The 13,834-nt window shown below is 45.7% G+C and carries 11 protein-coding genes; 2 read left to right on the top strand and 9 right to left on the bottom strand.

From position 1 onward, the window contains the following. Positions 1-48 precede the first annotated feature (48 nt). The 9 genes from NLX74_RS02950 to NLX74_RS02910 all read right to left on the bottom strand — a co-directional run bounded on the left by NLX74_RS02950 (position 49) and on the right by NLX74_RS02910 (position 7,727). On the bottom strand, positions 49-471 hold the full coding sequence (locus NLX74_RS02950) for a GNAT family N-acetyltransferase (RefSeq protein WP_069291686.1): 423 nt from the start codon (positions 469-471) through the stop codon (positions 49-51). A gap of 43 nt (positions 472-514) precedes the next feature. After that, positions 515-1,069, bottom strand: coding sequence for a nucleotidyltransferase family protein (locus tag NLX74_RS02945; protein ID WP_061831324.1), 555 nt, complete (start codon positions 1,067-1,069; stop codon positions 515-517). 19 nt (positions 1,070-1,088) lie between these two features. Beyond that, complete coding sequence (locus NLX74_RS02940; RefSeq protein WP_235308090.1) at positions 1,089-2,342, bottom strand: MDR family MFS transporter; 1,254 nt, start codon at positions 2,340-2,342, stop codon at positions 1,089-1,091. A gap of 54 nt (positions 2,343-2,396) precedes the next feature. Next, entirely contained in the window at positions 2,397-4,112 is a 1,716-nt protein-coding gene (locus tag NLX74_RS02935) for an ATP-binding protein (RefSeq protein ID WP_235308089.1), read from the bottom strand. A 48-nt stretch (positions 4,113-4,160) separates the two neighbouring features. After that, positions 4,161-5,225 carry a cobalamin B12-binding domain-containing protein gene (locus NLX74_RS02930; protein WP_254327900.1) on the bottom strand — a complete coding sequence of 355 codons (1,065 nt, stop codon included), beginning with the start codon at positions 5,223-5,225 and terminating at the stop codon, positions 4,161-4,163. A 192-nt stretch (positions 5,226-5,417) separates the two neighbouring features. Next, the gene (locus NLX74_RS02925; RefSeq protein ID WP_013309820.1) at positions 5,418-5,879 is read right to left on the bottom strand and encodes a MarR family winged helix-turn-helix transcriptional regulator; all 462 of its coding nucleotides are present in this window, start codon (positions 5,877-5,879) and stop codon (positions 5,418-5,420) included. Positions 5,880-6,078: 199 nt separating this feature from the next. Further along, positions 6,079-6,528 (bottom strand): VanZ family protein, encoded by a 450-nt coding sequence (locus NLX74_RS02920; RefSeq protein ID WP_061831320.1) that lies wholly within the window; start codon positions 6,526-6,528, stop codon positions 6,079-6,081. Then, complete coding sequence (gene rpiA / locus NLX74_RS02915; RefSeq protein ID WP_254327899.1) at positions 6,528-7,196, bottom strand: ribose-5-phosphate isomerase RpiA; 669 nt, start codon at positions 7,194-7,196, stop codon at positions 6,528-6,530. The genes NLX74_RS02920 and rpiA overlap by 1 nt, the downstream gene beginning before the upstream one ends. 60 nt (positions 7,197-7,256) lie before the next feature. Next, on the bottom strand, positions 7,257-7,727 hold the full coding sequence (locus NLX74_RS02910; protein ID WP_061831318.1) for a GNAT family N-acetyltransferase: 471 nt from the start codon (positions 7,725-7,727) through the stop codon (positions 7,257-7,259). 467 nt (positions 7,728-8,194) lie between these two features. On the opposite strand from NLX74_RS02910, the gene NLX74_RS02905 reads away from it, so the two are divergent. Continuing rightward, entirely contained in the window at positions 8,195-9,964 is a 1,770-nt protein-coding gene (locus NLX74_RS02905; RefSeq protein WP_061831317.1) for a methyl-accepting chemotaxis protein, read from the top strand. A gap of 138 nt (positions 9,965-10,102) precedes the next feature. Further along, a complete protein-coding gene (locus NLX74_RS02900; protein ID WP_254327898.1) occupies positions 10,103-13,798 on the top strand; it encodes a non-ribosomal peptide synthetase family protein in 3,696 nt (1,231 codons plus the stop codon). The last annotated feature ends 36 nt before the right edge of the window (positions 13,799-13,834 follow it).

Raw genomic sequence — 13,834 nt, 5'->3', positions numbered from 1 at the left:
CATAACATATCTTATGTAGAAAAAGGGACGCGGGACCCGGAGATTCGCTTATTCTTCGTCTATTTCATATACACAATGGAATTGCCCACCCTCTGGCAAATCCTCTGATCCATAGACGGCAAAGCCCACGTTGCGGAAGAAATCTGCCCCCTCCGCATCCGTGTCCACAGTAAGCCGTTTCGGATTACGCTCCTGAATGAGCGTAAGCAGCATACCTCTGGCATATCCTCTATGACGGTTTTCAGGCAACACGGCCAGATGACGAATTACGGTTGTCCCATCCTCCTGCTCCTCAAAGCCGACAATACCTACAATAAGTCCTTCATCTTCTACACCGAACAGCTTCCAGTCATCCGAGGCTTGATAGGTACGTAAAGCTGCTTCTCCGCGTTCAGGGTGATCCAGCACAGCGTAGGTTAACAGCTCCAGAACCTCCTCACGATCTGAATCTGTTTTTATATTTTTAAACATTGTTTGTCGTCTCTCCTTAATATCCTGAAATTAGGATTACACTCTAATTCTCCATAATAAGCAACGGCCAGTTATCAAGCCATTGCTTCTCAAATACACGCTGACGAAAAGCCGTTGTGTGACGAAACAAAGGGCTTTGCCGTACCCGCATATCCAGTAAATCTTCCAATCCATGCGGACAAATGACCTCTATTTGATCCTTGTCATTCATTCTAACCGCCACAGCCGTTGCCGTCTCTGGCCAGCGGCTCATCGCATCCTCTACCGAGGAATACGGAGCCTCACCGTTGCGAATATGCATCCGAGCCTGATTTTTGACAGACCAGTTACGTCCGGCCTGCTTACGGTTCAAGGACAATTCTAGATACTCATCTCGTTCCTCTAGCGTATTTTTCGGGTCAAAATAAATAACATCAATATCGTTTAAAGGTGTAGCAGTTGTATAGCCATGGAGCTTGTCCCAAACCCGGTTACGTACATAGCCTGCGGCAATACATCCTTGTGGCAACTTCAGCTCTCGCACATAGCGCAAGTCTTGCAGTACCTGCGGATCATTCATATATTGTATGATTCGTAGCGCATTTTCTTCCGACTTCATCCTGCACTCAACTCCCTTTTTATGATGACAGTTGCTGCACCGATTTTCCTCCCTGAGCCGCGATCCGTGCTGTACGCTGCACCAGACGGCGGCGTGCGACCAGAAGGAATGGAATACCAATCACAACCGACAGGGCAACCGGAACAAAAACGGCAAGCGGCGCCGTTTGACCATAGATATCCAGCAACCAGCCACCAAATAAAGGAGCCAGCACGCTTCCCAAATTATTAAAGCCGATTGTACCGAAGTAGGTCCCTTTATATTGAGCATCTGCAATTTGGTCAATCAATACGTCCAGCATCGTGAACAATAACACTTCACCAACCGTAAACAGCACCATATCCAGTATAAACATCCAGCCTGAGTTTAGCATACCGCACAGCAACAGGCTGACCGCAATACATATATTCCCTGCAATCAAAGAATTCACCGGGGAAAATCGGCTTGCCAGTCGCACCAGCGGATATTGAAATGCCAATACACAAACCGCGTTGACCGTCAGCATGTATGTAAACCATCGGGTTCCTTCTGCGAAGGATAAGGACAAGAATTGAGGCATTGTGGAATTGGAATGCGCATAGCCCATCACACAAAATACCGTTCCCAGCAAAATTGGCATAAACACCGGGTCACGGCTGGCTGTACGGAATGCCTCACCCATTCGCAGTGGAGCCTCTCCCGCTGTTGTACCTATATGCAGATCCGATGCATACCGGGCAAATTGGATCAACAACAGTACCCCGTACAATGCGTACACACCAGCAGCTACCATAAACGGCGTACCCGTGGATGCAGATCCTAGCATTAAACCAAGCAACGGCCCTGCCACCACCCCAACATTAATGGCCGCATATCTCATATTGTAGATAAGCAGTCTTTTCTCCTTCAGGGTTACATCTGATAACAGCGCCCGTGAGGTTGGCTCGAACAAGGATCTGCACAGGCCATTCAGAGCATTAATGACAAAAAAGGCCCAGGCCGCTTCCGCCAACGCAAAAGCAACGAATACAAGCGCCCAGCTCGCAATGGACACCAGCATCACCTTACGCCGTCCGATTCGATCTGAAATATATCCACCGTAAAAACTGGCAAAAATGCCGACCAACGAGCTGACCGATACGATCACCCCCGTATGAAAGGGGGACACCCCTAAACGGGTGGTAAGGTAAATAGACAAAAACGGGATACTCATGGATGTCGCCATCCGCCCAAAAATAGTACCGACAATAATCGTCCAGGCCAGCGGGTGAATAGAACGCAACTGTTCTTTCATATATGTCTCTTACGTCCTCCTTCCGTATGCAAGTCTAACAAGGGGGAAACCTGGCTAGCACTGGTGAATATAACGTTCCAGTTCTGAACACGTTGCTTGATAGACAGATTGGAGCGCAGACAACTTCGCTTTCGCATTCTCGAGTCGGTTCTCCCGTGCAAGCTGTTCAATATCGGACAGCAACGAGGACAAACGTCCGACACCCAGACTCACGCTGCCTGATTTCAACTCATGAGCAGCCTCTACTACTTTTGTAACTTCGCCCGCAGCAGCCAGTTCATTTAACTTATTGATTTTGGCAGGTGTATCACTCGTATACATTTCGACCAATGACTCCAGTAGTCCCGTGCTGCCATCCTCGTCCAGCAGCATAATTTCACGTATAACTTCCTCATCCAAAATCGGCTCGGTTTCCGGCTTTGGAAGCCATTTTACAAGCTTTTCAGAGAGCTTTTCAATCGTTACTGGCTTCATCAAGTAATCGTTCACTCCAACCTCCTGGCTCCGTGCCTGATCCTCCTCGGATACATTTCCGGTCAAAGAAATGATCGGTACAGGGGGTTGCTGGTTTTCTGCTTCCCGCTGGCGGATCGCTTTTGCCGCATCATGACCATTCAGCAGAGGCATATGATGATCCATTAGAATACAAGCGTAGGATCGTTCGGAGGCCGCTCTTACAGCAGCTTGTCCATCCTCAGCAAAATCAATATGCTGGAATCCCAGGTGGTTAAGCTGTAATTGCACCACCTGCCGATTCACCCGATTATCCTCAGCTACCAAAATAGTTTGAGAATGACTATGCTCACGCAGCAACTCGCTAAATGCCTTCAAATCACCATTTTCATGCTTCTCCATTTCGTCTGCTTGCTCCGATCCTTTCATGAGGGGAATTTCAAACCAGAACGTAGAGCCTTGGCCTTCTTTACTGACGACCCCAATTTTTCCCTGCATGAGTTCCACAAATGAACTGCATATCCATAGCCCTAAACCCGTTCCTCCATATTGGGAGGCGCTGCCTTCACCGGCTTGTACATAAGGCTGAAACAGCTTATTCTGATCCTCCGGTGAAATACCAATACCCGAATCCTGCACCTCAAACCGAACACGTTGGGAATCTTTTGTTTCCTCCACCAATTTTGTTCGAATGATGAGCAATCCTTCACTGGTAAATTTATTCGCATTGTTCAACAGATTGAGCAAGATCTGCATGATCCTTGCCGAATCTCCCTCCAAATGCTCTGCCACACCGGAATCGGTCTCTATACTCAAACGGTTACCCATCTGATAGATTTGTGGCTCCAACAACTGAGCAACGTGGCTCATAATCGCCTGCACTCTGACGTTTCCGATCTCCAGTTCCATCTGTCCTGCTTCCACTTTAGATATATCGAGCAGATTATTAATCATGTTCAACAACAGAGAGGCTGACTCACGTATGACATCGATGGCCTGCCGTTGATCTGGGGAAAGTTTGGATGAACCTAACATTTCAATCATTCCAAGTATTCCGTTCATTGGCGTTCTAAATTCATGACTAACCACAGCCAGAAAAGTGCTCTTTAGGTCATTAGCCCGTACCGCTTCTTCCTTCGTCCGTGTTAATTCCGCATTGCTTTTGGCAAGTTGACGCTGCAGATTGACCAGCTCGTTGTTCATTGATGAAAATTCATTCAGCAACTTTTCTTCCTCGGCCTTGCTTTTCACAATCTCATCCGTTAATTGTTCGACCGTTTTCCGCAGGACAGCCATTTCTGCTGTCGGTTCCTTCATATTAAAAGGCCCCCTTTACAAAATGACTACAGGTTCACATAACTAACCTTATTTCCTGAGCGAAAGTAAGTCCCCTGCAACCTCCAGCGCTTCCTCCGCACCTGGTGCGTATCCGTCCGCCCCTACTTCCTGCCACAAGTGGGAATCGAGATTAAAAGGCAAGCCTCCGACCATAATTTTCACATGGCTAGTCGTTGGGTCTTGCCGAATGAGAGCAATCAACTCTTTCACTAGATGGACATGGTAAGCCATGGTAGCTGAGATAGCCACCACATCCGCCTCGTAACTCACAATGGCCTGAAGCAGACTCCGATTAGGTACATTGGCGCCTAAATAATACGTATCCCAACCATCCATTTCAAATATATCAGCCAGCATACGCAGACCAATTTCATGCTGCTCGCTGCCTACACACGCCGCCACGAGGCAGCGTTCCTTATTTCCATTTCCCATCCATCGGGGGTACAGGCTGGAAATAATAAATTGAGTCACAGCAGTGCAAAAATGCTCTTGACCAACGGTGATTTTGCCTTCATGCCATAGACGACCTATTTCATATTGCGAAATTTGAAAAATATATTTATACGTATGTTGAATAGAGATACCCTCATCCAGCAAACGGACGATCCAATCCAAAGCCTGTCTGCGATTACCTGAGAGTAAATGTTCCAAATATTGAGCCACGTCAGCAGCATAGGGATTATCATCTGTAATAAAAGAGGCATACTCCTCTTTCTTCCCTATTTGCTGTATCCCCAAATCCAGATGCTCCAGCACCATAGCTTTATCTGTATGATCGAAGTGCTCTACCAACGTCTCCTGGATTAATCTGAAATTGATGCTCAAGTCTTCTTGGGTTATGCCGAAACCCTCCAGAAGCTTTTTTAACCAAGAAACATACTGTGTAAATAAAATAGGGCTGTTCATGATTACACTTTCAGCTAAATAGTTCAAACTATATATAGAATCCTGTTTTGTCTTTATTTTACCGTTATCCCCAAAACGCTGCAAAAGATCGGGCTGTAATTCGTATTGCTTATGGGTAACTAATTCAGCCAAAGCTCCTGCTTGCATCAATAGCGATTCACCTGCGGTATATTGCTGTATACTCATGTACAGCTCCTTCCCCGACAAGGTTTTGTATTCGAAACAGGTACTAGGAATTTGTTCCGGACGTGACTATTAGATAATTATACCTGATTTACGCCTCTACATTAACCCTACTCCCCCAAAATACGACAAAAAAATAAAATACCGAGAAGTCGGTATTTTATCTAAAGCAGATTTAACCTGCACACGCACAATTTATGATCCGTTACTCTTCTGTCCCTCAGCCGTGAGTCCAAGCTTTTTTAACAGATGAATAGCCTGCTCCTTCTCTTCCACAGATAAGCCATCTACGGTCTCCATAATGACACGATGATGCTGCGGGAATATTTGCTCAAAGAAATGGCGTCCATCATCAGTCAATTCTGCATAAATCACACGCCGATCATCTTGTGATGCACGACGGGTAAGCAAGTTTTTTTTCTGAAGTTTATCTACCACGTACGTAATATTCCCACTAGAGATTAGTACCTTTTCTCCAATCTTCTGCAAAGGCTGTGGTCCCCGATAATACAGCAGATCAAGCACTCCAAATTCTGTTGTATTTAAACCATGACTATGAATGTCCCGATTCGTACGGGACGTGACCGAATTATAAGCACGAGCCAGAACAACGAACAAATTAAGCGCTAAGTCCTGATCATCTGGTTTTACAGACATATTAACAGCCTCCGTTACTCATATCTTTATTCCAAGATATCTTAATTGTGCACTTTTGTCAAGTTTAAGCGTTCCTTCCCCTGCTCCTACGGCCTATAAATGGAGGAATTACCGTCTATTATGTGAAGGTTACAGTTCATTATGTAAAAAAAGCCCGCTCTCAGTCAGTCTTAATGCACTGATCCAGAGAGCAGGACGATTATGTTGTAATCCCTAACTTCTTACGTAAAAACACGTAGGCAACACGGCCGCATAATACTCCCAGAACGTTCAATATGATGTCATCTACATCCATTGTACCTGCGCCCAGCAGCATTTGGGACACCTCAAGAATGACCAGTGCGATCACTATCGTTAACAACAGACTGCCTATACTTCGCATGGACACCCAAATGATAGGCACAAGAATACCGAAGGGAATGAATACGCCAATATTGCCGAGCAAATTAACACCCCATACCCGAAAAGGAAACGACTCCATTGCCCGCCAGTATTGCCTGATCGTATCAAACGGAACAATATTATACGAATACGGGGGTCCTGGCCGTAATGTACGACCAAAACCGAGAAACATCCAATATAATAGAAGTCCTGTATATAAAATCAATAACATCAACGCCACATGATGAAGCAGGCGGGTCCTAAACATTACTTGTTACGGACGTCGATCTGTCCATTGGCCCGTGCGATAATAACCTGGTCCGCCATATTAATGAACAGTCCGTTATCGACTACACCCGGAATTTGATTCAAGCGGATTTCCAACTCCTGCGGATTCTCAATCGTACCATAGCGACAATCAGCAATATAATTACCGTTATCCGTAAGGAAGCGCTCGCCGTCTTTCATACGCCACTCCGCCCTACAGCCTGTCTGCCGCAAAGCCTCCAACGTCCATTCACTGGCAAAGGGTACGACCTCAACGGGTAAAGGAAATGCACCCAGTACCTTCACATCCTTGGACTCATCGACAATAATAATTAATCGGTCGCTATTGCTTTCCACAATTTTCTCTCTCAGCAGGGCTCCGCCTCCACCTTTCACCAGCACCAGCTGCTCGTTCACCTCGTCTGCACCGTCGATGGTAACGTCAAGCCTTCCAATCTGATCAAACGGAATGATGGGAATTCCCAGCTCCCTGGCCTGATCCTCCGAAGCTTGGGATGTAGCTACAGCCTGTATATGTAATCCTTGCGCTACACGCTCACCAATTTTTTGAATAGCCCAAAAGGCTGTCGAGCCTGTACCAAGTCCTACTTTCATGCCGTCCTGAATCGCCTCAACTGCTTTTTCGGCCGCTTTTTGCTTCAAATTCATTATCATCTCTCCCGCTATATAGGCTAGTATTGATCATCATCCATTTTATAAGAGAACGCTTTATAATAACAGAGACAGCTTTTTACCATAACAAAGGCTGTTTTCATCGTGTTCATACTCCCCAAACCGTTCAATAGGTTCATATCCCCGCTTGGTATAGAGAGCAATCGCTTCAGGTTGAGCCGCTCCGGTCTCCAGTTTAATCCTTACAACTCCCCGTTTGCTGGCTTCCTCTTCCAAAAAAGATAATAGGCTCACCGCAATTCCTTGTCTGCGATAAGAGGAATCGACATAAAATCTTTTGAGCTCCATTTCTTCCGCATCTATAGGCCTAAGCCCTCCACAAGCCACCGGTTTTTCGTCCACATACACAACAGCGAAAACCATTTCTTTAACTTTCGGATTGGAAAAATCAACCAAGTAAATTTCGTCGGCAGGATACCTTTCTAGCAAGTCCTCATCCAGCCTTTGAATCAACTCATGCAGATCCTCGTGATGACTCTCAACCTTTAAAATCGTAAGCTTGGACATTCTTCTTATCCCTCTTCTCTTTGCATGGATATAAGGACTCATTTCGCAAACAATTCACAAAAACCGCGATAAATCAAGCATTTTCAACGTTAAATATGAAAAATGTCCCAAATTGATAAGTGCATTTGACTCTATTATAAAGTATGATGGTTTCTGTTGAATAGTTGCTTATGGACTGTAATGAATTCGAATTTCAAGTTGAAGTATAAATTGGAATATACTGAAACACAGACAGCGTTTACCTATTAAAAATTAATTTTTTATTGTGTAAGGTATTCATTTCAAGGGCTTTTCGTACGACATATATATAGGGATATCATACTTGTCTATAAAAGGACTTAAGACCTATTACGTAAAATTCAAGGGTCTATTATCTCTATTATTATGTTTGTAAGGGGGACTTGATTATCTCATTCGATAAGCGGTTCAACACCATATACAAAAATACAACCAGGGAGTGGAACATTTTGAAAAAGTGGAGTAGCTTATCATTCTTCACCAAAAACTTATTATTATCCTTCTTCAACATCGTATTGATTGGACTAGTCCTTATTGTGTCCAGTTATTTGATCCAACGTACGATTTTGATAGACCAATTGCATGGGCAAGTGGAAAAAATCACATTGAAGTGGGCCCAGGGCATTAATTCCGATGAAGTAACCCAAGCGGTTCAAGAGAAAAATTATGATGGACCCGTTCAAACCAAACTCCGCACGTACCTAGATAACATCATGGCGACCAATCCGAATATCTCTCATGCCTATATATTCGGGACGGAGCTCGAAAACGGCAATCTAACATCTATTGTGGCGATGCCAACGGATCTCAGAGAAGCATTTGAAAAAGATAAGCTGCTCGTTGGCTCTATGTACGAGCAACCCAATGTCGTGGCAGTCGGCGTAACCGGTATGCTGGACAGTGGCAAACCAACATTTACCAGCTTCTACGATGATTCTTTTGGTACATGGACGACTTTGATGACTCCGATTAAAGATTCAAGTGGCAAAATCTTTGCATATTTTGCAGTCGATGCAGATGCTGGCGCCGTACCTGCCGGCTTAACCAAGCTGCTCATTAGCGGCGCTACCATTTTAGTGATTTTCCTACTAATCTGCCTGGCGCTTCAATATTGGGTTGTGAAGCGCACGCTGTCCCCGATTAAGCAACTGATGTACGGTATCAGTGAAGTAAGCAGAGGAAATCTGGATGTTCAAATTCATGCAGGTCATGATGATTTGGGGCTCGTAAATCAGAATTTCAACGATATGGTAAGTCATATTAACAGCATTATGACCAAAGTGAAGCAGACAACTGATGAAGTTAATGAATCTGCCAAGGAACTACTCGCAATCTGCGAACAAAACGGAATCAACTCCAACATCATCAATCAAAACATCAGTGAAATTACGGAGAATATCCGTTCGCAGGAAAAAGCAACAGGCGATAGTGCACGTGCCATGGCTGAAATGGCTTCGGTAATTCAAAATATTGCCACGAGTTCTTCCAATGTTGCGGAAGAAGCCAATTCGGTAGAAAAACGTTCTAACGAAGGCAATGAGATTGTAAGCAAGGTATCATCTCAAATGCACTTGATTACCGATACAGTCACCAATACTTCCCGTATCATCAAGTTGCTGGACAGTCGTTCGCAGGAAATTGGCAATATCATCAGTACCATTTCAGGCATCTCCAGTCAAACCAACCTGCTCGCTTTGAACGCTTCTATTGAAGCTGCGCGCGTTGGTGAAGAAGGTAAAGGCTTTGCCGTTGTTGCCAGTGAAGTACGTAAGCTGGCAGAACAATCTGCGGATGCAACCAAACAAATCACGTCCCTGATTGAAGAAATTCAAAGTGAAATCGGACAAGCTGTGAAGTCGATGGAGCAAGGAAACGTTGAAGTTCAAAACGGAATCGTCGTTGCCGGACAAGCAGGCGTGCTGTTCAATGATATTCTTCAAGCAACTAAAAATGTAGCATGGCAAATCCAAGAAGTTTCCAGCGCTACTGAGCAAATATCTGCGGGTACACAGGAAATGACCGCGACAGCAGACGATCTTTCTTCCACTGTAACCAAAACAGCCAATAACAGTGTTCACATTGTGCAAACGGTGGAGGAGCAAAAAGCTTCTTTGGATTCGATCATTGATTCATCCCATAAATTGACGTCCATGTCTGAAGAGCTTCAAGAAATTACATCTTATTTCAAAATTGCAGACACCAACCGTACCAAATCATAATAACCTTTATCGGCTCCAACATTTATAAGTAAATTATTCGGTAATGCCTCCCTCCTGTTCATGCATTTGAAGGGATCGGAGGCATTTACTGAGTTTACCATTTATATTAAGACATCATACATTCAGGAGGTTAGCGTAATGGCTTCATTACTACAAAACAGCACACAGACAACCCCATCCCCATTCCTAGTTCCCTTGGATTGTGCACGTATACAACGCAAGCATACATTCTCTACTTATCAAGTAGAGTTAGAAGCGTCCATCTCGGAACAATTAAATCAGCAAAAAACTGCGGAAGACAAACAAACGTTGCTTTTATCAGCATATACTGCATGGGTATATCGCCTATCCGCAGAAGAAGAAGTTTCTTTTTCTACATTTGTGCCACAAACCGGTCTGCTTACAGCTTCGCTGACAGTCGAAAAGGAAACGACTTTTCATGAACTAGCAGACTTATTTCAGGAGATGCTCCGTGAGCCTAATGCATACCTAGCGGAACCACAAGCCGATACTTCATTTTCGGCAAATCTGCCTACGGACAGCGGAGTAGAATCCCGTATTATGGACTGGGCTGTTAGTGAACACAATGGCACTTATCAAATACAGATCCGATATGATCAATCACTCTTGCTGGAAACAACGGTTGTCCGATACGCAGAATACTTTGAAACTCTTTTGCGCGGCGCGCTAACCAACAGCCATGCACTTGTGAACTCCATTGATATATTATCAGATGCAGATCGAGCTGCTCACGAAGCTTTAAATAATACAGTCGTGAAATATCCTGAGCATCAAACTATTCATGGAATGTTTGAGGAGGCTGCTTCACAATACCCTGATCGTCCGGCTATTGCTTCCCACACTGGAGAGTACACGTACCGTGAGTTGAACGAACGTGCTAACCAAGTCGCACGTGTCTTGTTATCTAAAGGTCTTACCAAAGGTGAATTCGTGACTATCTTCATGGAACGAAGCTTGGAGACCGTTATTTCCCTTCTGGGTATCCTGAAAGCCGGGGGAGTATATGTGCCTGTTGATCCCGCCCACCCCGCCGACCGGAGCAGCTACATTGTCGAAGACACGCGTTCTCCTTTTGTCTTAACAACTTCCGCACTCATGGAACAAGCGACTGAACTGTGCGGTTCCATTGAGACGGTAAAAGAAATTTTAGCAATTAACGGACCACTGGCAGGCTATACTGCAAGCAATCCAAACGTTAATGTAAGTCCGGATGATCTAGCTTATGTCATCTATACATCCGGCTCTACAGGCAAACCGAAAGGTGCCCTGATCGCTCACCGCGGTGTCGTTAACCTAGGAGCTGTCGTGCAACGCGATTGCGACATTACACCTCAGGATGTATTGACCCAATTTGCAACCTACAGCTTCGATGCATCCGTTTGGGATACAATTGGAGCCTTGTTTTACGGTGCAAAATTGTACTTGCTGTCTTCCGAAGAACGTGTATCTGTTGAAGAATTCGCTGAAGCCATTGCACGTACAGGCACGACGATTATTACCATTTTGCCGACCGTATTCTTTAATCAGCTATCTACGTACTTGTCAGACGAAGGTTATCGCAAACTCGCTAAGGTACGGATCGTTACCGTGGCAGGCGAAGCGCTGTACGGCTCACAAGTTCGAGCGTTCCAAAGCAAATTCGGTACAGATACCGACATCGTAAACGTATACGGACCGACCGAATGCACCGTAGCGACGACGACCCATCGAGTCCGTGGTGCCGTGCCTGAGCATGTCGTCAATATTCCGATCGGCAAGCCGATTTACAATTACAAAGTGTATATCGTTAACGATGATAACAAGCTTTGCCCTGTCAATATTCCGGGCGAAGTATGCATTGCTACGCCTGCGTTGGCCCATGGCTATCTCCATCAGCCAGAACGTACAGCCCAATCGTTCGTGGACAATCCTTTTGTTCCGGGTGAAAAAATGTACCGCTCGGGTGATATCGCCAAGCTGCTGCCAGACGGTACGATTGAATATGTAAGCCGCAAGGATTCACAGCTCAAAATTCGGGGGAATCGGATTGAAATTGGAGAAATTGAAGACCATTTTTCCAAACATCCAGGTGTTCAGGACGTCGCTGTAGTAGCCGTCAAAGATCACACAGATCAGAACATGTTAGTTGGCTATTTTACCACTTCGGATGGACAATCCATTCCACAAGACGTTATTCAGTCTTATATTGGGGGCAAGCTGCCTTCTTATTTTGTACCAAGCCATGTCGTTCATCTAGAAGCCATGCCAATTTCACCAACTGGCAAGATCGATCGCAAAAAGCTGGCCCTGCGACCACTTCCCGAAGCGTCTGATCTTTCATTTGGCGGGGAACCTCTCCGAGAAGGAACCGAAACACTCATTGCCGAAGCATGGACTCAAGTGCTTGGTAAAAATAACATTGGCGCTACCGATGATTTCTTCCTGATCGGGGGCGATTCGCTTCGTGTCATTCATGTGCTGGCTATTCTAAAACCGCGCTATGGCGCGTTGCGCATCGGAGATTTTTTCCGCTACAAAACCGTTCGCGAGCTTGCTGAATATGTGGAACAATTAGGTACGGAACAAACGCCACAACGCAAGCCACTCGCGATTTCTCAAGAAAAAATGGACTTGAATGAGCATCCTATTGAGTTGTCTGGTGCTTCTGACTTAGCTGAAGTCCGCGACTTGCGCGTGATTTTGTTGACCGGTGCTACAGGCTATCTGGGCTCGCACATTCTGTATGACCTACTTCAACGGACAGAAGCCAAAGTATACGCGATGGTACGCCCTTCTCAGGACGGTCCATCCGGTATCGAGCGTATTCAGTCCGTATTGACGGGATATTTTGGACAAGATATCTCCAGCTTGATCGAAGGACGGGTAAAAGCTGTCTATGGGGATCTGGAGCAAGCTGATCTGGGTCTCTCTTCCGTCGACCGCCATATGCTGGAGCACCAAATCGACGGCATCATTCACAGCGCCGCTGACGTTCGCCATTTTGGTGATTCGGTAGCCTTCGATCGCACGAATGTAACCGGAACACTGGAACTGCTGAAAATCGCTCAAGCCAAGCCAGGAGTATCCTTCCATCATGTCTCTACTATGGGAATACCGGAGGATCTTGCTAACGAAGGAAAATGGGAGTCGGTATTGGAGCTTTCTGCCTTCCCAGAAGAACTGAACGTGGACAACCTGTACACGAACAGTAAACTCTCGGCGGAGAAGCTGTTGTTCCAAGCAGCTCAAGCGGGTACGCCTGTCTCGATCTATCGCGCAGGCAATTTGACAGCCCATTCGGCCAACGGACGCTTCCAGCGAAATATCGACAGCAATGCTTATTATCGTATGATGAAGGCGATGCTGCTGCTGGGCAAAGCGCCACAAGCCGATTGGCATACGGACTTCACACCGATTGATTACGCCAGCCGTGCTATCGTAGAGCTGTCCGTTCATCAAAAAAGCGCAAACCGCATTTTCCATATCTGCAATCCGAACCCACTGCCATATGATGAACTGATCGCTATGGTAAACCAACTCGGTTACGCAGTAGAAACTCTGCCTTTTGACGATTACAGCTCTTGGCTGCTGAATCCGTCTTCCGGCATTCAGGAGGATGCCCTTCACCTTGCTATGGGACAACTGGAAGGTGACGGAGCCAAGGATTCAGCTTACCGTTACGGATGCTCTGTAACCGCAGCTCTGCTGGAACAAGCTGGCGTTCAATGCCCGGTAACCGACCTTAACTTTATTCGGAACATGATCCAGCATGCCGTCGAGATCGGTTACTTCCCGACCTCTTCATCGGTATCTGTAAAAGCAACACAGAGGTAACAAAGTTGTGATATTTCCCCCGCATGTTTTCGGTAT

The sequence above is a fragment of the Paenibacillus sp. MZ03-122A genome (assembly GCF_024213325.1).
GTDB lineage: Bacteria > Bacillota > Bacilli > Paenibacillales > Paenibacillaceae > Paenibacillus > Paenibacillus polymyxa_B.
The sequence above is the reverse complement of the archived record's forward strand: the minus strand, read 5'-3'. Positions and strand labels throughout refer to the sequence as shown.